The following is a 22,537-nucleotide window of genomic DNA, read 5'->3' as shown; positions in this document are numbered from 1 at the left end:
CAACGGAGGCGAGGCGCGTTACTCATAAGACAGGCTGAGCGACGCAGGTCACGACGTCGGCGTAACCCCGAGGCGGCGATGGCGATCACGGAAAACGCTCTCGCTTCCGCCGAAAAGGTAGCGTCAGTCCGGCCGCTGGCTCGCGTACAGCAGGTGGCACAACGTGTCGCCGGGATACCTGGCGGCGCCGAGCTCTGGTCACGCGCTCGAGCAGCCAGGGTGCCTATTCCGACGCGTTTGTAGAGCGGGCCACCCAGCGCCCGTATTCTTCTGGGTACCACTCGATCGGTTGGCCCACCAACTCCGGGTTGTCCCATGGATGCAGTTCTTTGATTCGTTCCGCGAGTTTGTCTCGCGTAGCGTCAGAGGTACGGAGTTCGACACGCCACTCATGTCCGTCGCCGAGTTCGCCGAGATGCCAGAACACCGACTTGATCGGGCCAGTGATGAACGCCCCTGCCGCCAACCGCTCGGACACCGTGGCGCGGGCGATCTCTTGGGCTGCTTCCTCGGTCGGGGTGGTCGTTGTCACGGACCACACACTCGGGATTGCCATCAAGCCAGCCTAGCGAGGGGCACGCGATGGGGCTTCATTATTCGATGCAAGTTCGACGCAGAGGACGAAATGGCAGGTACCAGCGCCGAGCCTCTACGCGGCTCGGCATCTGCGCCGGACCGTGTAACGAAGAAATCGGCGAAGGTGTACAACCGCACCGTAGGTTCGGCGCGGTCGTCGAATTGCGGGAGCGGATGCGGCCGCTGGTTGCCGCGACAGCATAGGAGCACATCTGCATGGTGCGGATCGGCGTCACCGGGCACATGAACATCACCGAGGCCACCGCGCCGTTGGTGTACGACGCGGTGCGTGCGCTGCTGGGCGAGCACGATCCGAGCGAATTGGTCGGAGTGAGTTGTATTGCGCGCGGTTCCGATTCGGTGTTCGCGCGGGCGGTGCTCGATGCGGGTGGGCGGCTCGAGGTGGTGTTGCCGTCCCGGAACTACCGCGAGCGGAAGGTGAAACCGGATCACGCCGAGCTGTTCGACGAGCTCGTGAAGAACGCGGCGGAGGTGCGGGTGATGGATTTCGACGACGCGGGCCGTGCAGCGTACGAAGCAGCCAACGATGCCGTGGTGGAGTCGGTCGATCGACTGATCGCCGTGTGGGATGGCGATGCCGGGCAGAAGGCGGGCACCGGGACGGTGGTCGAACTCGCGCGTGCACGTGGTGTGCCGGTCGATGTCGTGTGGCCGGAAGGCGCCGCACGGGACTGACCCCGGTCCGCCGTTCGGATTTCCTCCCGAGTAGCCGGACGAGCCGGATTCGCCCGATCTAGGCTGTGCGACTTCCCATTCCGATGGAATGATCGTCCCCGTGACTCAGTGGCTCCCGCTTTTCGGTTCTCTCGTCGTCGGCATTGCGGTCTTGGTCGGCGTGCTGGTCAACAACCGCGCCAACCGGGCGGCGGTCACCGCAGCGGACGAGCGGAACCGGGCCACCTTGGACGCGGCGCAGCGCAACGTGGAGCTGACGAACGCGGCGGCCGAGCGGCGCGAGCTCGACAAGTGGCGGCGGGAGTCGGTGCTGGCGGCGGTCTCGTCCGTGCTGGCCATCTCGAGCGACGTCCGCCAGCAGTTGTTGCACTGCGATCGCTGGGATGCGGAGGAACTGGATGAGCTCGACGCGGAGGTCCGGCAGGTGATCACCGGCTCGCGGGATTTCATCAGCACCTTGCGCGTGGTGGCGCACCGCAAGATCCCCAATCGCTGCGAGGACCTGATGCGGACGCTCACCGCGGCGCTGAACATCAGCTTGCAACGCCGCCGGATCGAGCTCGACGGCGAGGCCACCGCCGAAGAGATCACCGAGATCCAGGCGCTGTGGTCGCGGGCGATCGAGAACACCGTCGAGGAGGAGCGCTCGGTCATCAACGTCACCCGGCTGGAACTGGAGATCAAGATCTCCGCCGAGGTCCACCAGGCCACGCCCCAGCCCGCCCTCGCCCGTTCCTGATCGGCGGGCGAACGAGTGTCACGCCGGAGCGGAGCCGACCAGGGCGCGGTGCGCTTCCAGCAGCGCGGCGCGGAGGTGAGCGGCGTAGGCGTCGAGATCCGGTAGGACCTTCGGGTCGGCGTGCAGGGAGATGGTGACGGTGTCGCCGAGTCCGTGCACGCCGTGGGTGAGGTGCATGACGGAGCCGAGCGCCGGGAATCCGGCCGTGAACCGCACCCGCCCGCCACCGAAGGACAGATCGGCCGGCCCGCGGTCGACACTGGAGACGACAGTGTGTCCAGCTATCGAACCGGGAACGGTATCGAGGGGATAGCGGTCGACGTCCCGCCGCAACATGGGGGCGGGAATCGTCGCGGTGACCCGGTCCTGCGCCGACAGCAGCGGGTGCCGGGCGCGGGCGCGCCGGTCGGCGAGCGCCGCGGCGATCTTGTCGGCGCGCAGACTCGGATCGGGTTCATCGACGAAGAGGTCGACGCCGAGACTGCGATAGTTGTTGCGTGGACCGGTGTCCTCGGCCAGGGCCATCGGGACCTGCGCACCGAGCCGCTCCACCGGCTCACCCCGGTCGGCCAGGTAGCGGGCGAGCGCCAGCGACACCGCGGTCAGGACGACGACCGTGACCGTACGACCGGGCACCCGCAACTCTCCGGCCGGAAACACCAGCATCCGAGCTTCGTGTCGCGAGATCCCCTCCGCCGACGCATGGTTCAGCACAGTCGGCGGGAAACCCGGCCCCGGCGGCGGCAATTCGCCCGCCTCGGTCGACGCCGCGAGCCGCTGCTGAGCTCGGAACGCCTGGTAGCCGCGCACCGCGGTCGCGGCCAGCCGGGCCGGAACGCGCAGCAGACCGACAGCCGAAGCGACCAGCACTCTTGCCGGGAGCGCGCTCCCCCACATCGCATCCGCGAGGGTCCGCACACGCACTACCGTCGAGCCGACCCGCACTCGCACCGACGACCCGCTCGCCGACACCGAGTGCACCGCGGTCCGCTCACGGGCAACCGCGGTCCAGCCAACCGCGCATTCCTCTGGTACGGACAGTCCCGGAACCGATCGATCCGCGACCGGAGTCCTGTCACCCCAACTCTCGGTACCTGCGGCATCAGTGGCACTGTCGCCGGCCGGTCCCCCACCGGGGCCGGACGCTCCAGTACGGCTTTCGGGCTCGCCGGAATGGTTCCCCGCACCGCCGAACAGCGCACGCGCGATCGCCGACGCCCGCCGGCCGTCGGCCAGCGCGTGGGACATCTGGAGCACCACCACCAGCGCGGGCTCGCCCGTTTGCCCTGGCGCGTCGGCGATCGCACGGAACAGATGCAGCCGCCACGGGTGCACCGCGGCGTCGACACCGGTACCCAGCAACTCGCCGAGGGCCTCCAGCAGGCACGACCAATTACGTTCCCGCAGTTCGTGTTCCACGATTTGCTCGGCGGCGAATTCAGATCGTGTCCAGAACGGATAATCGATGTCCCCGGGCAGTTCGCGCAACCGGACCCGCAGGTCCGCGATCCGCGCACTGCGTTCGGCGACGGCGGCGCGCAGTTCCTCGGTGGGCAGTCCGCGATCGGCGAAGCAATACAGCAGAAAAAGGTCGTTGCGCGTGCGTTTGGACAGCCAATACATCGTCGCGTCCTGCGGTGCCATCGCGCTCACAGTAAAACGATATCGACTCGGATTCGATGGCGTCCGACGAGCCCGGGGCAATGTGAATGATCTTGTTCCACATATCGCCCGGAAAACGCCATCGATTCCGGCACCCAGCTCTGCTACCGTCTGTAGTAGAACGGATACCACTCACCCAGGCGGGGTGTCGGCCATGGCTATAGATCTAGCTCGCACAATTGCCAACCAAGCCGATGAGGCGGACGAACGGTACAAGGCCGCGGCGTTCGTGAAGCGGTCGATCAACAAGGTCTTCCCGACGCACTGGTCGTTCCTGCTCGGCGAGATCGCGCTCTACAGCTTCATCATCCTGCTGCTGTCGGGCGTGTACCTGACCCTTTTCTTCGACCCCTCCATGACGGAGGTCGTCTACAACGGCGCCTACCAGCCGCTGCGCGGCGTGACCATGTCACGGGCGTACGAGACGGCGCTGGATCTCTCCTTCGAAGTGCGCGGCGGCCTGTTCGTGCGGCAGGTGCACCACTGGGCGGCGCTGCTGTTCGCGGCGTCGATCATCGTGCACTTGTTCCGGATCTTCTTCACCGGTGCGTTCCGCAAGCCGCGGGAGGCGAACTGGGTGATCGGTTCGCTGCTGCTGATCCTGGCGATGTTCGAAGGGTTCTTCGGGTACTCGCTGCCCGACGACCTGCTCTCCGGCACCGGCCTGCGGGCGGCGTTCTCGGGTATCACGATCTCCATCCCGATCATCGGCACCTGGCTGCACTGGCTGATGTTCGGCGGCGACTTCCCGGGCGAGATCATCATTCCCCGCTTGTACGTGGCTCACGTCCTGCTGTTCCCCGGCATCATCCTGGCGCTGATCGCCGCGCACGTGGCCCTGGTGTGGTACCAGAAGCACACCCAGTTCCCCGGTCCGGGCCGCACGGAAAACAACGTGGTGGGCGCGCGGATCGTGCCGGTGTTCGCCGCCGATCAGGGCGCGTTCTTCGCCTTCACCCTCGGCATCGTGGGCATCATGGGCGGTCTCTTCCAGATCAACCCGATCTGGAACCTCGGTCCGTACAACCCCTCGCAGGTGTCGGCCGGTTCGCAGCCCGACATGTACATGATGTGGACCGACGGCATGGCCCGCCTGATGCCGCCGTGGGAGCTGTACCTGGGCCGCTACACCGTCCCCGCCGTATTCTGGGTCGCCATGCTGATGGGGCTGGTCTTCGTCGTCCTCATCGCCTACCCCTGGATCGAGAAGCGGCTGACCGGCGACCGAAGCGCGCACCACAACCTGCTGCAACGCCCCCGCGACGTGCCCGTTCGCACCGCGATCGGCGCGATGGCGATCGCGTTCTACGTCGTGCTGACGCTGTCGTGCGTCAACGACATCATCGCGTACAAGTTCGACATCTCACTGAACGCGACCACCTGGGCGGGCCGCATCGGCATCCTGCTCGCGCCCCCGCTCGCGTACTTCCTGGCCTACCGCATCTGCCTCGGACTGCAGCGCAGCGATCGCGCGGTGCTCGAGCACGGCGTGGAGACCGGCGTGATCAAGCGTCTGCCACACGGCGAGTACATCGAGGTGCACCAGCCGCTCGGCCCGGTGGACGCGCACGGTCACCCGCTTCCGCTGGAATACCAAGGCGCACCCGTGCCGAAGAAGATGAGCAAGCTGGGTGCGGCGGGCAAGCCGGGCACCGGCAGCTTCCTGCGCGCGGATCCGCGCGAGGAGAGTGTGCGGCACTTCGAGCTCGAGCACGAAGAAGAACGCAGGCAACTCACCGTGTTGCGCAGAATCCAGGAACGAGCGAACGGCCGCGGAAACGGCTCCGCCCATTGAGGATTCGCCGGCACACCCGTCCGGAGAACCGCGAAGGCCCCGAGTCCATACGACCCGGGGCCCGCTTTGCCTTGTTCAGGCCATTCCGGAGCGGTTCAGCCGCGCCGGAACTCTCCCGTCGAGACCCCCACTAGGAATGCATCCCACTCGCCCGGCGCAAACCCCAAGACCGGGCCACTTCCACTGTCCTTGGTGTCACGAACCGCGACATTGCCGTCGACGAGGAAAGCGACTTCCACGCAGTTCCCATCCGGACCGCTGTATGTGCTCTTGCGCCACACAGCGCCCGCCCAATCAACCTCCACGGCACTAGCTCCTTTGCTGCGTCGAGAGCGAGATTTCTCCTGACATCGTTCCAGCTAGCATCGGTACCCGACTGGAAAGCCGAATCCCGTGGTGCACCCCGCGCCGGAGCGCACTTTCCCGGTGCGTCGATATCGCACATCGAGAGTTCGAGAGGAAATTAACCTCGCGCGGGGCCTCTCCCCGCGCGGTAACCCTAGCAGGTCCTTCGAAAGTTTGCCCGGCTCTTGCCTATTCAATCATCGCAACCACACACGTTTGCGAAGCATGGAAGTTGCGGGAACATTGCCAGCTCCTGGCATTCATTCCACACACCGATGATCCACAATGTTTTTAACGGATGTGATTGCTCTGTTATCGGCCGACAATTCGCGCGCCCCCACGGCCCGCGTCGACGCGCGCGCAGGGACCGTGCATGATGGATCCTATGGTCGAACGCGCTCGCGACGACGCAGGTCGCGCCCGTAATGCCCGTCCGCGCGACCGCCTCGGGCGACCGCTGCCGCCCGGCAGCACCGGAGTTGCCCGAATTCCGGACGATCTCGAACTTCCACCCCAGCAAACCTTGACCTTCGCCCAGCAACTGCTGGACGATGGACTTGCATTCAATGCACACGAGGTTTTAGAGGCCGCGTGGAAGAACGGACCGTTCGCCGAGCGGATGCTGTGGCAGGCGCTGGCGCAGTTCGCTGTCGGACTAACCCACATACAACGAGGAAATCCCAAGGGGGCGCGTACACTGCTCGCCCGCGCGGTGTCGCGGTTGACGGCATACCGGCCGGAGGGCGGCCGGGCGCCCTACGGTATCGACCTCCCCGGATTGGTCGCCCATGCCGAAGCACTGCTCGCCACGCTGGAGGTCGGCGCCGAGCCGGCGGACGCCGACCTGCGGCCACGTCTGCGCGGCTGAGCGCGCCGCTCCTACCATGGCCGACGTGCGCACCTCATCGTCTACCAGCAGAGCCCGTGACTGAGCCGGGCGCGGGCCGGTACGCGCCGAGCCCGTCCGGGGACCTGCACTTGGGCAATCTCCGCACGGCACTGCTGGCGTGGGCGTTCGCTCGTTCCACCGGTCGGCGCTTCCTGCTGCGGATCGATGACCTGGACAGAGTGCGTCCCGGTGCGGAGCAGCGGCAAGTGGACGACCTCGCCGCGATCGGCGTGAACTGGGACGGGCCGGTGGTACGCCAGTCGGAACGGTTGCCGCAGTACGCAGCGGCCATCGAACGCCTCACCGCCGCCGGGCTGACCTATGAATGCTTCTGCACCCGAAGGGAAATACAGAAAGCCGCGACAGCACCGCACGGACCGATGGGCGCCTACCCCGGCACCTGCCGCGCGCTGAGCGCCGCCCAGCGCGACCGGCTGCGCGCCGAGGGGCGCCCGGCCGCCTTGCGCCTGCGCGCCATGGCCACCGAATTCGAGGTGCGCGACGAGCTGCACGGTCGCTACCGGGGCCCGGTCGATGACGTGGTGCTGCGACGCGGCGACGGCATCCCCGCCTACAACCTGGCCGTCGTGGTGGACGACGCGGACCAGGGCGTCGACCAAGTGGTGCGCGGCGACGACCTGCTGCCGTCGACGCCGCGGCAGGCATACCTGGCGACGCTGCTCGATCTGCCGGTGCCGCACTACGCCCACGTGCCGCTGGTGCTCAACACGCAGCGACGCCGACTGGCGAAACGGGATGGGGCGGTGACACTCCGCGAACGATTGGCGCTCGGCAACACGCCGGAGGACGTAGTCTCGGCACTGGCCGCTTCGCTCGGCTTCACCGCGACATCGTCGTCCGAGCTACTCGCGCGTTTCGACATCCGGCGGCTGCCCCGCGAACCGTGGATACTCGACGTTCATGGGTTGTTGCGAAGCAGCCCATGTCCGTAACGTACGCATCGTCCAACTACTGATCAATCGACGAGGACAAATAACTATGACAAGCGGTGGGTACGACCCCAACCAGTATCCGCAGGGCGGGCAGCCGTACGGGCAGCAGCCGTACCCGCAGGGGGGTGACCAGTACGGGCAGCAGCCTCAGTACGGCCAGCAGCAGCCCCAATACGGGCAGCAGCCGCAATACGGCCAGCAGCCCCAGTACGGGCAGCAGCCGCAATACGGCCAGCAGCAGCCCCAGTACGGGCAGGATCCCTACGGTCAGTACCCGCAGCAGCCCGGGTTCAACAACTACGGCGGCCAGCCGGGTGACCTCGGCACCCGCATCGGCGCCCGCGTCATCGACGCGATCATCCTGTACATCCCGTACTTCATCCTGTACGTCCTGGTCGACAACTCGCTGGGCCTGACCATCGGTCTCGGCCTGGTGTGGACCTTGGTCCAGCTCGGCTACTTCGTCGGCATGGAGACCTCGCAGGGCACCACGCTCGGCAAGAAGATCCTCGGCCTGAAGGTGCTCGCCCCGGGCGGCGCCGCCAAGATCGACCCGGTCACCTCGCTGAAGCGCAACATCTTCATCGCGGCGAGCATCATCCCCTGCGTCGGTGGCCTCATCTCGCTGATCCTGGCGATCTACATCATGGTCACCATCTCGCAGGACCCGAACAAGCAGGGCTGGCACGACAAGTTCGCCGGCGGCACCCAGGTCGTCAAGGCCTGATCGCCACCGCGGCACAAAACGCACAGGGGGCGCACCCGATTCGGGTGCGCCCCCTGTTGGTTCCCGGCCGTGCCGCTACGCGCTGGTCGCCCCCGCGATGATCACGACGACGAACCACAGGATGCCGAGCACGATCGCGCCGACACCGATCCAGATGCCCGCGAGCGCCATACCGCGCCCTTCCTGGCCACTCTGCTTGATCTGGTTGAGGGCGACCACGCCGAGGATGATGCCGACGATCGAGCCGAGCCCGCAGGTGACGAACCCGACCAGCGACGAGATCAGCGCACCGATCGCCATGCCGTTGGTGCCCTGCGCCGGGACTCCGTAGGGCTGGTAGGGAGTCTGATAGCCGTAGCTCGGCTGGGGATACGGCTGCTGTTGATAGGACGGGTACTGCGGCTGCGGAGGCGGCGTCATCGGCTGCGAGGGCGGCTGGACCGGGTATTGCGGCGCCGACGGGTAGCCCGACGGCTGCTGCTCCGGGCTCGGATACTGCGGAACCGAACTCTGGCCACCGGACTCCGGCGACACGCCTTGGCCGCCGTACTGCTTCCACCACTCGTCGGAATCGCCGGGATTCGTCATTGCTACAGCGTATTCCACAACCTGGTTGGATGATGCGGGTGAGTGAGTCGAAAACCACGCAAGAGCACGGCGGGCCTGGACGCCCCGCGGACCATGCGGCATTCGCCCAGGTCGCGCGGGGGTACTACGCACCGATCGTGGCCCTGTTCACTGCGACACTGATCATTTCCAACATCTGCGCCACCAAGGGGGTGGAGTTCTTCGGCGACCGGTCGGTGTCGCTGGGACCACTGCAAATCCTGCCGATCGCCACCGATGGCGCCTTCTTCCTGTTCCCGCTGGCCTACATCCTCGGCGACGTACTGAGCGAGGTGTACGGCTTCCGCGCCACCCGCCGCGCCATCTACTACGGCTTCGCCGCACTGCTGCTGACGGTGGTGTGCTTCGCCATCGCGATCCGGCTGCCCGCCGCGAGCTTCTACGAGAACCAGGAGGCGTTCCGCACCGTCCTCGGGACGACGCCGCGGCTCGTCATCGCGGGCCTGGCCGGCTACTTCGTCGGCCAGCTGCTGAATTCCGCGACGCTGGTGCTGATCAAGGAGCGGACGAAGGAAAAGTACCTGTGGGCCAGGCTCATCGGATCGACCATCGTCGGCGAGTTCGCCGACACGCTGATCTTCTGCTCGATCGCCGCGGGCGCCATCGGCATCGACACCTGGCAGCAGTTCGTCAACTACGTGATCGTCGGTTTCCTCTGGAAGACCCTCTGCGAGGTGATCGTGCTCCCGATCACCTACCGGGTGATCGCGTTGCTCAAGAAGCACGAACCCAGCTACGCGCCGACCGGAGCGGATCCGCTGCGCACCTGACGAATCCCAGCCGGCACCCCTGGAGGGCGCGAGCCACGCGAGACGACCGCGGAAGCAGTACAGCCACCGGTCATCCGCCCGGCCCGCGCCTTCCGTTGTGTCAGGCACCACTCCAGCGGCCCAATGTCTCGGCCTTGTGCTCGTCGAAGTAGCCGCCTTCGATGCTGTCCCGGATGCGATCGACCAGGCGGACCGTGAACCGCTCGTTGTGAATCGTGCACAGCGTGGCGGCGAGCATCTCCTTGGCCTTGAACAGGTGATGCAGGTAGGCGCGCGTGTAGTTGGCGCAGGTGTAGCAGTCGCAGTTCTCGTCGATCGGGGTGAAGTCGCGACGGAAGCGGCTGGTGTTGATGTTGAACCGGCCGGTGTCGACGTAGATGGCGGCGTTGCGCGCGACCCGGGACGGGTTCACGCAGTCGAAGGTGTCCGCGCCGTTCTCGATGGCGTTGAAGACGTCCTCCGGTTCGCTGATGCCGAGCATGTGCCGCGGCTTGTCCTCGGGCAGCTCGTCACAGCACCAGCCGACGATGGCGCCCAGGTTGTGCTTCTCCAGCGCGCCGCCGATGCCGTAGCCGTCGAATCCCGTTCCCGCGCTACCGCGAATCGATTCGAGCCCGCGACATGCCTTTCGGCGCAGGTCCTCGTACTGCGCGCCCTGGATGACGGCGAACAGCGCCTGGTACGGACGGTGCGTGCGGGCGGTGGTCAGCCGCTCGTGCTCGTCGATGCAGCGCTGCGCCCACTCATGCGTGCGCTGGACCGATCGCTCCTGGTAGGCGCGGGTATTGAGGAGCGTGGTGAGCTCGTCGAAGGCGAACATGATGTCGGCGCCGAGCTGGTGCTGGATGCCCATCGACACCTCGGGCGTGAACCGGTGCGTGGACCCGTCGAGGTGGGAGCGGAACGTGACGCCGTCGTCGTCCACGGTGGCCAGCCGCTCCTTACCGGGCGCGATCACGTCGTCGCTGCGCACGTCGACCGCCTCCATCGCCAGCACCTTCTTGAAGCCGACACCCAGTGACATCACCTGGAATCCGCCGCTGTCGGTGAAGGTCGGCCCGCGCCAGTTCATGAACGCGCCGAGCCCGCCAGCCTCGTCCACGATGTCCGCGCCGGGCTGCAGGTAGAGGTGGTAGGCGTTGGCCAGCAGCGCCTGGGCGCCGAGTTCCCGCATGGTCTCCGGCAGCACCGCCTTGACCGTCGCCTTGGTGCCCACCGGGATGAACGCGGGCGTGGCGATCGGCCCGTGCGGCGTGGCGATCACACCGGACCGGCCGTGCCGCCCGTCCAGGCGAGTACCGACGGTGAAGGAGAACGATTCGGGACCGGACACCCCGCTATCCTCGCAGTTCGGCAGCCACCGCCCGAACCAGGCCACCGCCTGCCGGCCCGTCAGCGCGGTCAGCCGGGTTTCCCGGCGCGCGACACCCGCTCGGTTTCCGCTTGGTGCACCGCCAGCGCGGTGCGCAAGAAGTCGAGCGCGATGCGCAGTTCGCCGGTATCGAAACGCAGGAGAGCCTGGGCCCCGGCCACCCCCACCGGCTCGAAGATCTCTCGCGCGACCTCCCTGGCCCGCGTAGTGCCTTCGATCAGTATCCGCCGCCGATTGCCGGGATCTTGCGCCCGGGTGACGAAACCGGCCCGCACCAGCCGGTCGACGACGGTGGTGGTGGCGGCGGGACTCAGTCGCAACGCGGCGCTGAGCTCCCCCGCCGCCAGCGGCCCACGCGCCAGCACGATGTCCAGGCATCGCAGGTCGGTGCGATTCAACCCCAAGCGCACGGCGGCGGCCTCGTCGAACGCGTCGAAACTTCGCTGCAGCAGCCGCAACTCCTGCGCGATCTCGGCGATCAATTCATCTTTCGACATTCGAAACTTTCTGATATCGTACATTTCGACGATCGAATCTTAGCATCGGAAGGTACCCGTCCATGAACGTGACACTCGATCAGCACCGCACCGACGAGAGCGCCCTGCGCAGCCTGTTCGACGACTTCATGCGGACCTGGACCGCCAACGACGCCACCGCCTACGCGGCCCTGTTCACCGAGGACTCCGACTACGTCTCCTACGACGGCACCCGGGCCACCGGGCGCGCCGAGCATCAGGACAACCACGACAAGCTCTTCCGCGGCGTCCTGGCCGGTTCCGCGCTGGTCGGCGAGCTCGAGTCGATCCGCTTCGTCGCCCCGGACGTCGCGCTCCTGCACGGCACCGCCTCGGTCCTGATGCCGTGGCGTTCCCACCTGCCCGAGCGCCGCCGATCCCGCCAGACCCTGGTGACCGTTCGCACCGACCAGGGCTGGAAGATCACCGCACTGCACAACGGCCGCGTCCGGCCGGTGCGAATCCCCGAGCCGGACTCCTTCCCTTCGAGGATGTCCCAGCTCATGGCCCGCCTGGCCCGCCGCCTCGGCTTCGGCCGCAGACGGGCCTGAGCGCTGCCGGGCTTCGTTTGGGAAGTCACTCCCGGCCGCGCACCGACAGTTCGCGGATGAAGCGAGCTATCTCTTCGGGTTTCTCCTCTGCCATGAAGTGACCGGCGTCGATCGGCTCGTAGGTCAGGTCGGGCGCCCATACTCGCCAGAGCGCCGCGGCGTCGAAGCCCAGCCGCGCACCCCAGTCCTGCGAGATCACGCCCACCGGCATCCGCAATTGCCGTCCGGCGTCTCGATCTTCGCGGTCCATGCTCAGGTCGATGCCCGCGGTGGCGCGGTAATCGGCGACGATGGAGTGCACGGCCCCGACCGAGCTATCGATGTAGTGCCGTCGCACTTCCGGGGTGAAGGTCGCGCCGTCGGTGTCCCACGCGTCGAGGAACGAGGCGAAGAACTCGTCCGCCACCGCTGCGATCATCTTCTCCGGCAGCCCGACCGGCTGGGCCATCAGAAAGAGGTGCCAGGCGACTTTCGCCTCCACGCCGCGCAATACGCCCCATGTGTCGAGGGTGGGCAGCACGTCGAGGATTCCGAGGTACCGCACCACGCCCGGGTGGTCGAGACCGGCGCGGACACCGACGAGAGCGCCCCGATCGTGGCCCACCAGACCGAACCTGTGATGACCGAGAGCACCGGCTATCTGCACGATGTCGTTGGCCATGGTCCGCTTGGAGTACGTATGCGAACTGTTCTCCGGCGGCTTCCCGCTTTCGCCATAGCCGCGCAGGTCCGGAACGATGACCGTGCACTCCTCGACAAGCCGCTGAGCTACTTCGCGCCACATGTAATGCGTCTGCGGAAAGCCGTGGAGCAGGACGACTGCCGGGCCAGTCCCTCCCACTGCGACGTTCAGCTCGACGCCTTGCTCGCCAGGTAGCGTCCGATAGTCGAATCCATCGATCATGGGCATGGTCGCGGTTTCCTTCGCTGGTCAGAGGTTCGATTCGGGGGTCGGCCTGCCGGAGAAGATGCCGGCGGGGAGCGAGCGTGGCCGGGCGGAGGTCGCCCGCAGGGCGGGGATGAGGACGGCGTCGACGAGCGACCCGAGGTAGTCGTCGCCGGTGTCGAGCCCATTCAGCCGCCGCAGCAGGAGCACCGCCCCGGCCACCTCCTCGAACGGAAAGGGATCGACATCGGCGGGCAGCTCGTCGCGGAGGACGGCGGACTCGATCACAGAGGCGGGCAATCGCGCGCCGGTCGGACCGACGGCCTCCTCGATCGCGTCGCAGAGCTCGGGGTCCTCGAGGCCCGATTGCAGCAGCAACAGCGCGGTCCGGCCGTCCGTCGAGCGCATCGTCGTGATCAGTCGTCGGCACAGCGCGATCAGGTCACCGCGCAGACTCCCCGTGTCGATGTCATCGGGGCCCTCGCGCCGAGCCGGGCCCGCCTTCAAAGCGGCGACCACCATCTCCCGCTTCGATTTCCATCGCCGGTAGAGAGTGGCCTTCGACGCGCTCGCCCGACGGGCGACCTCTTCGAAGGTGACGCCTTCATAGCCCCGCTCGACCAGGAGCGCGTTCACCACCTGGAGGATCTCGCCTTCGCGTGCGTCATCGCGAGGGCGACCTCCGCGATGCGCCCCTCGGTCCGAGTTAAGATACGGCACGTTTCGTATCCTAACTCGTCGCTGCGGCTGATGTGACTCCAGCCCGAGCAGGGTTCGGGCGCTGCCCCTGGCGACGACGAAACCCTCCGCAGTGCCGCGGTCACAACTCGACGCGCCCCGGCCGACGCCGGCATCCTTCGAACGAAGCGCGCCGTCGGCGCTGCGAGACCTACACAGCGCCGGCGAACTGCGCGTTGTACAGGCGGTAGTACGCGCCCCGCTCCTCGAGCAGGCGTTCGTGCGAGCCGTGTTCCACGATCCGCCCCGCCTCCATGACGACGATCAGGTCGGCGTCGCGGATGGTGGACAGGCGGTGGGCGATGACGAAACTGGTCCGGTCACGGCGCAGGGCGGCGGTGGCGTGCTGCACCAGCAGTTCGGTGCGAGTGTCCACCGAACTGGTGGCCTCGTCCAGGATGAGGATGGACGGCTTGGCGAGGAACGCGCGCGCGATGGTGATCAGCTGTTTCTCGCCGGCGCTGACACCGGAGCCCTCCTCGTCGATGACCGTGTCGTAGCCGTCGGGCAGCGCGTGCACGAAACGGTCCACGTAGGCGGCGCGCGCTGCGGCGAGGATCTCCTCTTCGCTCGCGTTCGGGTTGCCGTAGGCGATGTTCTCCCGGATCGAGCCGCGGAACAGCCAGGTGTCCTGCAAGACCATACCGATGCGCGAACGCAGGTGGTCGCGGGTGATCTCGGTGATGTCGACCCCGTCGATGGTGATCGTGCCCGCGTCCAGTTCGTAGAACCGCATGAGCAGGTTCACCAGCGTGGTCTTGCCCGCGCCGGTGGGGCCGACGATGGCGACCACGTGCCCCGGCTCGGCGACCAGGGACAGCCGCTCGATCACCGGCTTGTCCGGTTCGTAGCGGAACGAGACGGCCTCGAACTCCACCCGGCCGCGGTCGACCGGGCGCGCGTCGGCCATCACCGGGTCCGGGCTCTGCTCGTCGGCGTCGAGGATCTCGAAGATCCGCTCGGCCGAAGCGACACCGGACTGCAACAGGTTGGCCATCGCGCCGAGCTGCGTCAGCGGCTGGCTGAACTGACGGGAGTACTGGATGAACGCCTGCACCTCGCCGAGCGAGAGACTGCCGGTGGCCACTTTGAGGCCGCCGACGAGCGCGACCAGCACGAAGTTCACGTTCCCGAGGAACATGATCGCGGGCATGATCAGGCCGGAGATGAACTGCGCTTTGAAGCTGGCCTGGTAGAGCTCCTCGTTGCGCTGGTCGAACTCCTTGCCGACCTCGCGGTTGCGCCCGAACGCGGTGACCACCTCGTGGCCGGTGTAGGCCTCCTCGACCTGGGCGTTCACCAGGCCGGTGTACTTCCACTGGTTGACGAAGTGCGGCTTGGACCTTTTGGCGATCTGCGCGGTGACCACGATGGCGGCCGGCACGGTGAGCAACGCGATCACCGCCAGCTGCCAGGAGATCCAGAACATCATGACCAGGATGCCGAGCACCGAGAACACCGAGATGAGCAGCTGGCTCATGGTCTGCTGCAGGCTCTGGGAAACGTTGTCGACGTCGTTGGTCACCCGGCTGAGCACGTCGCCGCGCGGAGCGGAATCGAAGTAGCGCAACGGAAGCCGATGGATCTTGTCCTCGACCTCACTGCGCAGCCGCTTGACCGTCCGGTTGATCACGACGTTGAGCAGGTAGCCCTGCAACCAGCCGAAGACGGCCGCGCCGATGTACAGCAGCAGCACCAAGGTGAGCACCCGGCCGACCGCGCCGAAGTCCACCCCGACGCCGGGCACCACGTCCATGGCGCTGAGCATGTCGGCGAATGTGTTGTCGCCCTTGGCCCGCAGCGCTTCGATCGCCTGGTCCTTGGACACGCCGGGCGGCAGCTGTTTGCCGACCACACCGTCGAAGACCAGATTGGTCGCCTTGCCGAGGATGTACGGGCCGATGGTGTTCAGCACCACCGAGACGATCACCAGCGCGACGATCAGCCCGACCTGGACCCGCTCCGGCGCGAGCCTGCGCAGCAGCCGTTTCAGCGAGGGTCCGAACGATTTCGCCTTGGTGCCCGGCGCACCGGGAGTGGGCATTCCGGGCCTCATCGCGCCTCCTCGGCACTCAGTTGCGACTCGACGATCTCCCGGTACTCCGAGCAATCCCGCAGCAGCTGCTCGTGGGTGCCGATGCCCGCCACCGCGCCGTCTTCGAGCACCACGATCTGGTCCGCGTCCCGAATGGTGGCGATGCGCTGCGCGACGATGAGCACCGACGCGTCCGCGGTCTCCGGCTTCAGCGCCGCGCGCAGCCGGGCGTCGGTCGCGACGTCGAGCGCGGAGAACGAATCGTCGAACAGGTACACCCTCGGTCTTTTCACCAGCGCTCGCGCGATGGCCAACCGCTGGCGCTGCCCGCCGGAGACGGTGGTGCCACCCTGGGCTACGGGTGTTTGCAGCCCCTCCGGCATCTCCCGGACGAAATCGGCGGCCTGCGCGATCTCCAGTGCGCGCCAGAGTTCCTCGTCGGTGGCGTGCGGATTGCCGTAGCGCAGATTGCTGGCGATCGTGCCGGAGAAGAGGTACGCCTTCTGCGGGACGAGGCCGATCTGCGAACGTAAGATCTCCAGGTCGATGTGGCGAACGTCGGTGCCGCCGACGTAGACCGCGCCGTCGGTGACGTCCATCAGCCGGGGGATGAGATTGATCAGCGTGGTCTTCCCCGCGCCGGTGGAGCCGACGATCGCGGTGGTGGTGCCGGGCCGCACTTGGAACCGGATCGCTTTCAGCACCGGCTTCTCGGCGCCGGGAAAGGCGAACTCGGCGAACTGGATGTCCACGACGGCCGGGTCGTCGGTGAACGGCTGTGGCAGGCGCGGAGGGTGGACCGAGGACTCGGTGTCGAGCACCTCGCCGACCCGGTCGGCGGAGACCGCGGCGCGCGGCGCCATCATGGCCAGGAACGAGGCCATCATCACGGCCATCAGGATCTGCATGATGTAGGACAGCATCGCGGTGAGCGAACCGATCTGCATGTGCCCCGCGTCGATCGCGTGTCCGCCGAACCAGATCACCGCCACGGCGGTGACATTGCTGATCAGCATGACCGTGGGGAACATCAGCGCCATCAACCGGCCGACCCGCAGCGCGGTGTCGGTGAGTTCGGTATTGGCCAGGCCGAACCGCCAGGTCTCCTGCCGCTCCCGCACGAAAGCGCGCACCACGCGGATACCGGTGATCTGCTCGCGCAGTACCCGATTCACCTCGTCGATCCTGGCCTGCATGTCGCGGAAGCCGGGCACCATCTTGGAGATCAGCACGCCCATCGACAGCCCCAGCGCGGGGACCGCGATCAGCAGCAGCCAGGACAGGCCGAGATCCTCGCGCAACGCCATGATGATGCCGCCCACGCACATGATCGGCGCCATCACCAGGATGGTCGCCGACATCACGATGAGCAGCTGCACCTGCTGAATGTCGTTGGTGTTGCGGGTGATCAGCGACGGTGCGCCGAACATGCCCACTTCGCGCGCGGAGAACGTGCCGACCTTGTGCAGCAGCGCGCCGCGCAGGTCGCGGCCCGCGCCCATGGCCGCCTGCGCGCCGAGATAGACCGAAGCGGCCGAGGCGCCGATCTGCACGCCCGTGACGGCGAGCATCCACAAGCCGGTGGTCCAGATATAACCGAGGTCACCTTTGGTGACGCCGTCGTCGATCAGGTCCGCGTTCAGGCTCGGCAGATACAGCATCGCGATGACGGAAATCAGCTGAAGCACAACAACCCCCGCCAGCTGGGCGCGGTAAGGGTACAGATGCGTGCGGAGGAGTCTGATCAGCATGATGAATCGCAGGCTACCGGCTGTCGGCGCGACGCGTCGTGGACATTTCTGACCTGCATGGATGGGCTCCCGTGGGGGTCGACGGTGTCAGCGGCGCGCCCACGCGCCCGGGTCTTCGGTGAGCGCCTCGACGAATCCGGGCAACCGATCGCTCGCGATGTCGGCGATGGTGACGTTCTCCAGCACCGCGCGGATGTTGACCCGCAGTGCGATCCACACCCGCTGCAACGGCTCCGCCACGCCGGAGTAGCGGACGTCCTCCGGGCGCGCACCGCGCACGGACGCGAGGGGACCCTCGATCGCGCGGATCACATCGGCGATGGAGATGTCGGCGGCGGGCCTGGCCAGCCGATAGCCACCGTCCGGTCCTCGCCTGCTGATCACCAGTTCGGCCCGGCGCAGCTCGCCGAGCACGGATTCGAGCACCTTGGGCGGGATCCGCTGGGCGGTGGCGATCGCTTCGGCCTTGACCACCGGCGCGGCCTGCACGAGAGGTGCGCCGAGCCCGGCCACGGACTGTTCCAGCCGCGGCGCGCCTGCTATCTCGAGCAGCGTCCGCACCGCGTAATCGACCTTCGCGGTGATGTGCACAGCGGCGACTCCTGGCGTCGAGGGGATACGTCGAATCTACGCGCCGCCACCTGCCAGCACGCAGGTCGCGGCATCCAACAGTGACGATTCCACCAGCGAATCGTCCGCGCCAGGCACGAGTTCCTTGGACACCAGCGCCACACCGATCACCTCGAGCGCGGCGCAGGCGCGCAACTGCGCCTCCTCGGTGGCGTCCGGCCCGGCCAGCCACTCACGCAGCGCCTGGCTGGCGTCCATCAGATCCGGGTAACGGTCGGCCATGGCGTTGATGATCGCGACGGTATCGCGCACGACCAGGGCTCCGGCGTCACGATGATGGATAAGGCCGCGTAGATACGTCCGCAGGACCTGGCGGATGCTTTCGGCATCGTGCGGCACCTGGTCGAGATCGTCCACGACCGAACGCATGTGATCGACGATCGGGTCGATGATCGCCAATAGCAGATCGAGCTTCGACGCGTAGTGATAGTAGAGCGACGCCTTTGTGATTCCTACCGCATCCGCGACCTCGCGCAGGCTGGTCTGCTCGAATCCTTTGGCTCCGAAGAGCTTCACCGCAGCGTCCCGAATCGCGCTTTTAGTGCCTCCACCTGCGGCGACAGCGCCGGGTGTGTCACGCACAGCCATTCGATGATCCTCTCATCACCTTCGCATCGAGCGAATGTCGCCCGCAGAATAGAGGTTGTACCTCCGCTTAGCTCCTGGGTAGTCTACCTACCGCACGGTAGGCAGAAAGCGTCAGTGGAGGCGGAGGCAGGCAGGGCACCTCCGCGAGTGCTGTCTACACGCAGACCCAGCACGATCCCAGTCATCGCTAGGAGTAAGCACTCGTGTCCGTTTATCTGTACAGATGGGGGAAGTTCGCTTTCCGCCGGAAATGGATAGTCCTTCCCGTCTGGCTCGTCTTGTTCGTGCTCCTCGGTGGTTTGGGAGCACAGCTCAGCAAGCCGATGAGCAACGACTTCAGCATGCCGGACCTGCCTTCCGAACGCGCCAACGAAATCCTCGACAAGCACTTCCCCGGCGCCTCGGCCGCGTTCAAGTTCGACGCGGTCACCGGCACCTACGTCGCCGCCGCGCCGGAGGGACAGAAGCTGACCGATCCGGCCAACCGTGCGGCGCTGGAAGCGTTCATCGCCAAGCTCGGCCAGCTCGACATCGTCGATCACAGCAAGCCCATCACCAATCCGGTCGACGCGACCGAGAAGATGGGTTGCCTGACCGCCCCCGACCCCGCGCAGTGCAGTGGCGCCCCGCTGAACGTGCTCAGCAAGACCGCGCCCGCGACCGTGGCGGTGATCAACGTCCCGTTCACGATCGCGAAGTTCACCGACGTCACCGACGCGCACCGGGAAGCGGCGTACGACGTCGCCGCCGACGCGCGCAACGCCGGGCTCACGGTCGAGATGAGCGGTTCGATCGCGCAGAAGCAGGAAGCGCCCAGCGGTAAGTCCGAGATGATCGGCATGGCCGTCGCACTGGTCGTGATGATCGTCGCGTTCGGCGCCATCGTCGCCGCGTTCGTGCCGATCGTCACCGCGATCGTCGGCCTCGGCGCGGCCACCTCGCTGATCATGCTCGGCACGTCGGTGATCGAGGTCCCCAGCTTCACCACCTTCCTCGCCTCGATGATCGGCATCGCGCTGTCCATCGACTACGCGCTGTTCATCGTGTCCAGATACAAGCACGAACTCGCGGTCCAGGACGCGCCGGAAGAGGCGGCGGGCACCGCGCTCGGCACGGCCGGTTCCGCCGTCGTGTTCGCCGGCCTGACCGTCATCATCGCGCTGGCGGGCCTGAGCATCGTCGGCGTCGAGTTCATGACCTTCATGGGCCTCGGTGGCGCGATCGCCGCCGGTTTCGCGGTGCTCACCGCGATCACGCTGATGCCCGCGCTGCTCGGCGCGTTCGGCCGCTTCCTGTTCAAGCCGAAGCTGCCCGTCGTCGCCCAGCACGATCCCGAGGACGACAGCTCGGTGACCAACGGCATGCGCTTCGGCCGGCTGATCGGCCGTATGCCGTGGGTCGCACTGGTGCTGAGCGTCGTAGTGCTCGGCGCGCTCGCCGCTCCCGCGGCCGGTCTGAACCTGGGCCTGCCGGGTGACGACAGCATGCCGAAGACCTCCACCATCCGGAAGGCCTACGAGCTGCGTACCGAGGGCTTCGGCGAGGGCAGCAACGGCGTGCTGAACGTGGCCGTCGACCTGAGCGCCGTGCCCGCCGAGAACCGGGATGCCGCGGTCAAGGCGCTGCGCGACAAGCTCGCGTCCTACCCGGGCATGGACTACGTGACCGAGCCGCAGTGGAGCCAGGACCAGCAGGGCGCGCTGCTGGACGGCGTGCCGAAGTCCGGGCCGAACAACCAGGCCACCAAGGACCTGGTGCAGGACGCCAGGGAGGCCGAAGGCCAGCTGAAGGCCGAGTACGGCATCGAGTACGGCATCACCGGTACCACGGCGATCTACGCCGACGTGGACCACGTGCTGCTCAGCAAGATCGTGCCCTACCTGGCGATCGTGGCGGGCGCGGCGTTCGTGCTGCTGATCCTGGTGTTCCGGTCGATCCTGGTGCCGCTCACCGCCGCCCTCGGATTCCTGCTGTCGATGGCCGCGACCTTCGGCGCGACCGTGCTGATCTTCCAGGAGGGCAAGCTGGGCCTGATCGAGGATCCGCATCCGCTGGTCAGCTTCATGCCGATCATGCTGATCGGCCTGGTGTTCGGCCTCGCGATGGACTACCAGGTCTTCCTGGTGACCCGGATGCGCGAGGAGTTCGTGCACGGCAAGTCGGCCAAGGAGGCGGTGGTCGCCGGTTACCACCACGGCGCGCGCGTGGTGACCTCGGCGGCGATCATCATGATCTCGGTGTTCGGTTCGTTCCTGCTGGAGACCGACGTGACGGCGAAGTCGTTCGGCTTCGCCCTGGCGGCGGGCGTGCTGCTGGACGCGTTCGTGGTCCGCATGGTGCTGATCCCGTCGCTGCTGGTGCTGATGGGCAAGTGGTCGTGGTGGATGCCGAAGTGGCTCGACCGCATCCTGCCCGACATCGACGTCGAGGGCTCGAAGCTGCGTGAGCTGCAGCAGCGTTCGGCCGAGACGGCGAAGGTGCCGGTCGGCGTCAACTGATCCGGCGGCCTCGGCCCCGCATCCGGAGTCCGGATGCGGGGCCGAGTGCGTTTCACCGGCTGGGTTGCGGGAGTTCGCAGTCGCCGACCCGCGGATTCACCCCGATGTAGTTGAGTGGGCCGGCGAGGGCGGTGAGACCGATCGTGCCCCAACCGGCACAGTTCAGCGGGGGGCCGCTGTCGAAATAGTGCCGCTGACCGGCCGCGAGCAACCCGACCGCCAGCCAGGCCAGCAGCAGGAACCCGAGCAGCCGGGAGCCTACGCCGGGGCCACGCCCGGCACGCGCACGACGTTCGTAATCACGCCCACGACGTTCGTAATCGCGCATCTCATCGGTTCCTTCCGTGGCCCCCGTCGAGGGGGAATACCCGGCCATACCGACAGTTACCCAACGAACCCGAGGTAGCAGCGATTGCATCGCGGAGTAGCAAACACTTGGTTCACATTCCGGCAGACGAAAAGCGACGGCCGGGTGGCCTGCCACCCGGCCGTCCTCGTTCACTCGATCGGACTACGGACTCGGTTGCGGGACATTGCAATCCGCGATCTTCGGATTCACGCCCATGTAGTTGAGCGGTCCCGCGATGACAGTGACGGCGATAGTGCCGAAACCGGCGCAGTTGACCGGTCCACTGTCGAAATAGTGGCGTTGTGCCGCGGCGATCACGCCGATCAGCAACCAGATCAAGACGATTACACTTCCGATTCTCATGTTTCTCTCGCGCATCGTTCCCGCGCGGATTGTCCGACGGCGCATCTGGCATCGCGTCCTTCCCGCACTTCCGTATCGGGCGTATACCCGCGATCGCGCCGATTACCCGTCGCGGAACGGGCCAGTTTTCGTGCCGTTCGGCGGGGGCGGCGGGGGCCGTCGGCTGGTAGCTTCGGCAGGTATGGCGGCGGTGTTGCAGTGGTGGATTCCCGGGTGGGTCATCCTGCTCGTGCTGGTGGCGGTCTTCGAGCTCACCGTGAACAAACGCCGCCGACGCCGCCGCACACCGATCTCCGGCACCTTCACCGACGAGTTCACCGCGCTGTTGTACGCCACCAAGCGCATGGAGCTGGATCATCGCGAATCGGTGTCGATGCTGCGCGACGAGCAGGACGAGGGCGCGCCGCCGTTGGTCGGTGTCGACCTCGACGGACACAAGGTGGTGCTGCGCCGGGAAGCGGGAGAGTGAACCGCTGCGCCCC

The 22,537-nt window shown here is 66.9% G+C and carries 24 protein-coding genes; 10 read left to right on the top strand and 14 right to left on the bottom strand.

Annotation, left to right across the window (positions count from 1 at the left end; genetic code table 11):
• Positions 1 to 223: 223 nt before the first annotated feature.
• Positions 224 to 532 carry a divalent cation tolerance protein CutA gene (cutA, locus tag ABZ552_RS03840; protein ID WP_357435454.1) on the bottom strand — a complete coding sequence of 103 codons (309 nt, stop codon included), beginning with the start codon at positions 530 to 532 and terminating at the stop codon, positions 224 to 226.
• 260 nt (positions 533 to 792) lie between these two features.
• Here cutA and ABZ552_RS03835 point away from each other — a divergent pair, with 260 nt between their 5' ends.
• Together ABZ552_RS03835 and ABZ552_RS03830 are read left to right on the top strand one after the other, a co-directional pair.
• A complete protein-coding gene (locus ABZ552_RS03835; protein WP_281876805.1) occupies positions 793 to 1,272 on the top strand; it encodes a hypothetical protein in 480 nt (159 codons plus the stop codon).
• A 100-nt stretch (positions 1,273 to 1,372) separates the two neighbouring features.
• On the top strand, positions 1,373 to 2,011 hold the full coding sequence (locus tag ABZ552_RS03830) for a hypothetical protein (protein ID WP_281876803.1): 639 nt from the start codon (positions 1,373 to 1,375) through the stop codon (positions 2,009 to 2,011).
• A gap of 18 nt (positions 2,012 to 2,029) precedes the next feature.
• Here the strand turns inward: ABZ552_RS03830 and ABZ552_RS03825 are convergent, their stop codons facing one another.
• Positions 2,030 to 3,655: a WS/DGAT domain-containing protein gene (locus ABZ552_RS03825; protein ID WP_357435563.1), complete on the bottom strand. Its 1,626-nt coding sequence runs from the start codon at positions 3,653 to 3,655 to the stop codon at positions 2,030 to 2,032.
• A 172-nt stretch (positions 3,656 to 3,827) separates the two neighbouring features.
• On the opposite strand from ABZ552_RS03825, the gene ABZ552_RS03820 reads away from it, so the two are divergent.
• The gene (locus ABZ552_RS03820; RefSeq protein WP_281876801.1) at positions 3,828 to 5,468 is read left to right on the top strand and encodes a cytochrome bc complex cytochrome b subunit; all 1,641 of its coding nucleotides are present in this window, start codon (positions 3,828 to 3,830) and stop codon (positions 5,466 to 5,468) included.
• A gap of 95 nt (positions 5,469 to 5,563) precedes the next feature.
• Here the strand turns inward: ABZ552_RS03820 and ABZ552_RS03815 are convergent, their stop codons facing one another.
• Entirely contained in the window at positions 5,564 to 5,749 is a 186-nt protein-coding gene (locus ABZ552_RS03815; protein WP_357435561.1) for a DUF397 domain-containing protein, read from the bottom strand.
• Between the two features lie 449 nt (positions 5,750 to 6,198).
• On the opposite strand from ABZ552_RS03815, the gene ABZ552_RS03810 reads away from it, so the two are divergent.
• From ABZ552_RS03810 to ABZ552_RS03800, 3 genes are read left to right on the top strand one after another with little or no spacing between them, the layout of a single operon-like run.
• On the top strand, positions 6,199 to 6,681 hold the full coding sequence (locus ABZ552_RS03810) for a DUF309 domain-containing protein (RefSeq protein WP_357435452.1): 483 nt from the start codon (positions 6,199 to 6,201) through the stop codon (positions 6,679 to 6,681).
• A 56-nt stretch (positions 6,682 to 6,737) separates the two neighbouring features.
• Entirely contained in the window at positions 6,738 to 7,655 is a 918-nt protein-coding gene (gene gluQRS / locus ABZ552_RS03805; protein WP_281919223.1) for a tRNA glutamyl-Q(34) synthetase GluQRS, read from the top strand.
• A 46-nt stretch (positions 7,656 to 7,701) separates the two neighbouring features.
• Positions 7,702 to 8,382, top strand: a complete 681-nt coding sequence (locus tag ABZ552_RS03800) for an RDD family protein (RefSeq protein WP_281876797.1) — start codon at positions 7,702 to 7,704, stop codon at positions 8,380 to 8,382.
• 75 nt (positions 8,383 to 8,457) lie between these two features.
• Here ABZ552_RS03800 and ABZ552_RS03795 read toward each other — a convergent pair whose 3' ends face one another.
• The gene (locus ABZ552_RS03795) at positions 8,458 to 8,970 is read right to left on the bottom strand and encodes a DUF4190 domain-containing protein (RefSeq protein ID WP_281876796.1); all 513 of its coding nucleotides are present in this window, start codon (positions 8,968 to 8,970) and stop codon (positions 8,458 to 8,460) included.
• A 29-nt stretch (positions 8,971 to 8,999) separates the two neighbouring features.
• Between ABZ552_RS03795 and ABZ552_RS03790 the strand changes: the two genes are divergently transcribed.
• Complete coding sequence (locus ABZ552_RS03790; RefSeq protein WP_281876795.1) at positions 9,000 to 9,779, top strand: queuosine precursor transporter; 780 nt, start codon at positions 9,000 to 9,002, stop codon at positions 9,777 to 9,779.
• 100 nt (positions 9,780 to 9,879) lie between these two features.
• Here ABZ552_RS03790 and tgt read toward each other — a convergent pair whose 3' ends face one another.
• Together tgt and ABZ552_RS03780 are read right to left on the bottom strand one after the other, a co-directional pair.
• Positions 9,880 to 11,112 (bottom strand): tRNA guanosine(34) transglycosylase Tgt, encoded by a 1,233-nt coding sequence (tgt, locus tag ABZ552_RS03785; protein WP_281919224.1) that lies wholly within the window; start codon positions 11,110 to 11,112, stop codon positions 9,880 to 9,882.
• Positions 11,113 to 11,180: 68 nt separating this feature from the next.
• On the bottom strand, positions 11,181 to 11,648 hold the full coding sequence (locus ABZ552_RS03780) for a MarR family transcriptional regulator (RefSeq protein ID WP_281876792.1): 468 nt from the start codon (positions 11,646 to 11,648) through the stop codon (positions 11,181 to 11,183).
• A gap of 62 nt (positions 11,649 to 11,710) precedes the next feature.
• Between ABZ552_RS03780 and ABZ552_RS03775 the strand changes: the two genes are divergently transcribed.
• Positions 11,711 to 12,217, top strand: a complete 507-nt coding sequence (locus tag ABZ552_RS03775) for an SgcJ/EcaC family oxidoreductase (protein WP_357435449.1) — start codon at positions 11,711 to 11,713, stop codon at positions 12,215 to 12,217.
• A 25-nt stretch (positions 12,218 to 12,242) separates the two neighbouring features.
• Here the strand turns inward: ABZ552_RS03775 and ABZ552_RS03770 are convergent, their stop codons facing one another.
• From ABZ552_RS03770 to ABZ552_RS03745, 6 genes are all read right to left on the bottom strand, one after another.
• On the bottom strand, positions 12,243 to 13,127 hold the full coding sequence (locus tag ABZ552_RS03770; RefSeq protein ID WP_357435447.1) for an alpha/beta hydrolase: 885 nt from the start codon (positions 13,125 to 13,127) through the stop codon (positions 12,243 to 12,245).
• 21 nt (positions 13,128 to 13,148) lie between these two features.
• Entirely contained in the window at positions 13,149 to 13,739 is a 591-nt protein-coding gene (locus ABZ552_RS03765) for a TetR/AcrR family transcriptional regulator (protein ID WP_281876788.1), read from the bottom strand.
• 253 nt (positions 13,740 to 13,992) lie between these two features.
• Positions 13,993 to 15,897 carry an ABC transporter ATP-binding protein gene (locus ABZ552_RS03760; protein ID WP_357435445.1) on the bottom strand — a complete coding sequence of 635 codons (1,905 nt, stop codon included), beginning with the start codon at positions 15,895 to 15,897 and terminating at the stop codon, positions 13,993 to 13,995.
• Positions 15,894 to 17,627 carry an ABC transporter ATP-binding protein gene (locus tag ABZ552_RS03755; protein ID WP_357435443.1) on the bottom strand — a complete coding sequence of 578 codons (1,734 nt, stop codon included), beginning with the start codon at positions 17,625 to 17,627 and terminating at the stop codon, positions 15,894 to 15,896. Before ABZ552_RS03755 ends, ABZ552_RS03760 begins: the two co-directional genes overlap by 4 nt.
• Positions 17,628 to 17,714: 87 nt before the next feature.
• Positions 17,715 to 18,218 carry an Rrf2 family transcriptional regulator gene (locus tag ABZ552_RS03750; protein WP_357435441.1) on the bottom strand — a complete coding sequence of 168 codons (504 nt, stop codon included), beginning with the start codon at positions 18,216 to 18,218 and terminating at the stop codon, positions 17,715 to 17,717.
• A 36-nt stretch (positions 18,219 to 18,254) separates the two neighbouring features.
• A complete protein-coding gene (locus tag ABZ552_RS03745; protein ID WP_063019000.1) occupies positions 18,255 to 18,845 on the bottom strand; it encodes a TetR/AcrR family transcriptional regulator in 591 nt (196 codons plus the stop codon).
• Between the two features lie 203 nt (positions 18,846 to 19,048).
• Here ABZ552_RS03745 and ABZ552_RS03740 point away from each other — a divergent pair, with 203 nt between their 5' ends.
• Positions 19,049 to 21,343, top strand: a complete 2,295-nt coding sequence (locus ABZ552_RS03740) for an MMPL family transporter (protein ID WP_281876781.1) — start codon at positions 19,049 to 19,051, stop codon at positions 21,341 to 21,343.
• Positions 21,344 to 21,395: 52 nt separating this feature from the next.
• On the opposite strand, the gene ABZ552_RS03735 is transcribed toward ABZ552_RS03740, so the two are convergent.
• Positions 21,396 to 21,671 carry a hypothetical protein gene (locus ABZ552_RS03735; protein WP_350356358.1) on the bottom strand — a complete coding sequence of 92 codons (276 nt, stop codon included), beginning with the start codon at positions 21,669 to 21,671 and terminating at the stop codon, positions 21,396 to 21,398.
• 183 nt (positions 21,672 to 21,854) lie between these two features.
• Positions 21,855 to 22,055 (bottom strand): hypothetical protein, encoded by a 201-nt coding sequence (locus tag ABZ552_RS03730; protein WP_281876777.1) that lies wholly within the window; start codon positions 22,053 to 22,055, stop codon positions 21,855 to 21,857.
• Positions 22,056 to 22,236: 181 nt separating this feature from the next.
• Between ABZ552_RS03730 and ABZ552_RS03725 the strand changes: the two genes are divergently transcribed.
• Entirely contained in the window at positions 22,237 to 22,524 is a 288-nt protein-coding gene (locus ABZ552_RS03725; protein ID WP_281876776.1) for a DUF6191 domain-containing protein, read from the top strand.
• Positions 22,525 to 22,537: the final 13 nt, after the last annotated feature.

The organism is Nocardia sp. NPDC019219, assembly GCF_040632645.1.
Taxonomy (GTDB): Bacteria; Actinomycetota; Actinomycetes; order Mycobacteriales; family Mycobacteriaceae; genus Nocardia; species Nocardia sputorum.
Note: the sequence above shows the minus strand (reverse complement) of the source record. Positions and strands in the feature narration are given on the sequence as shown.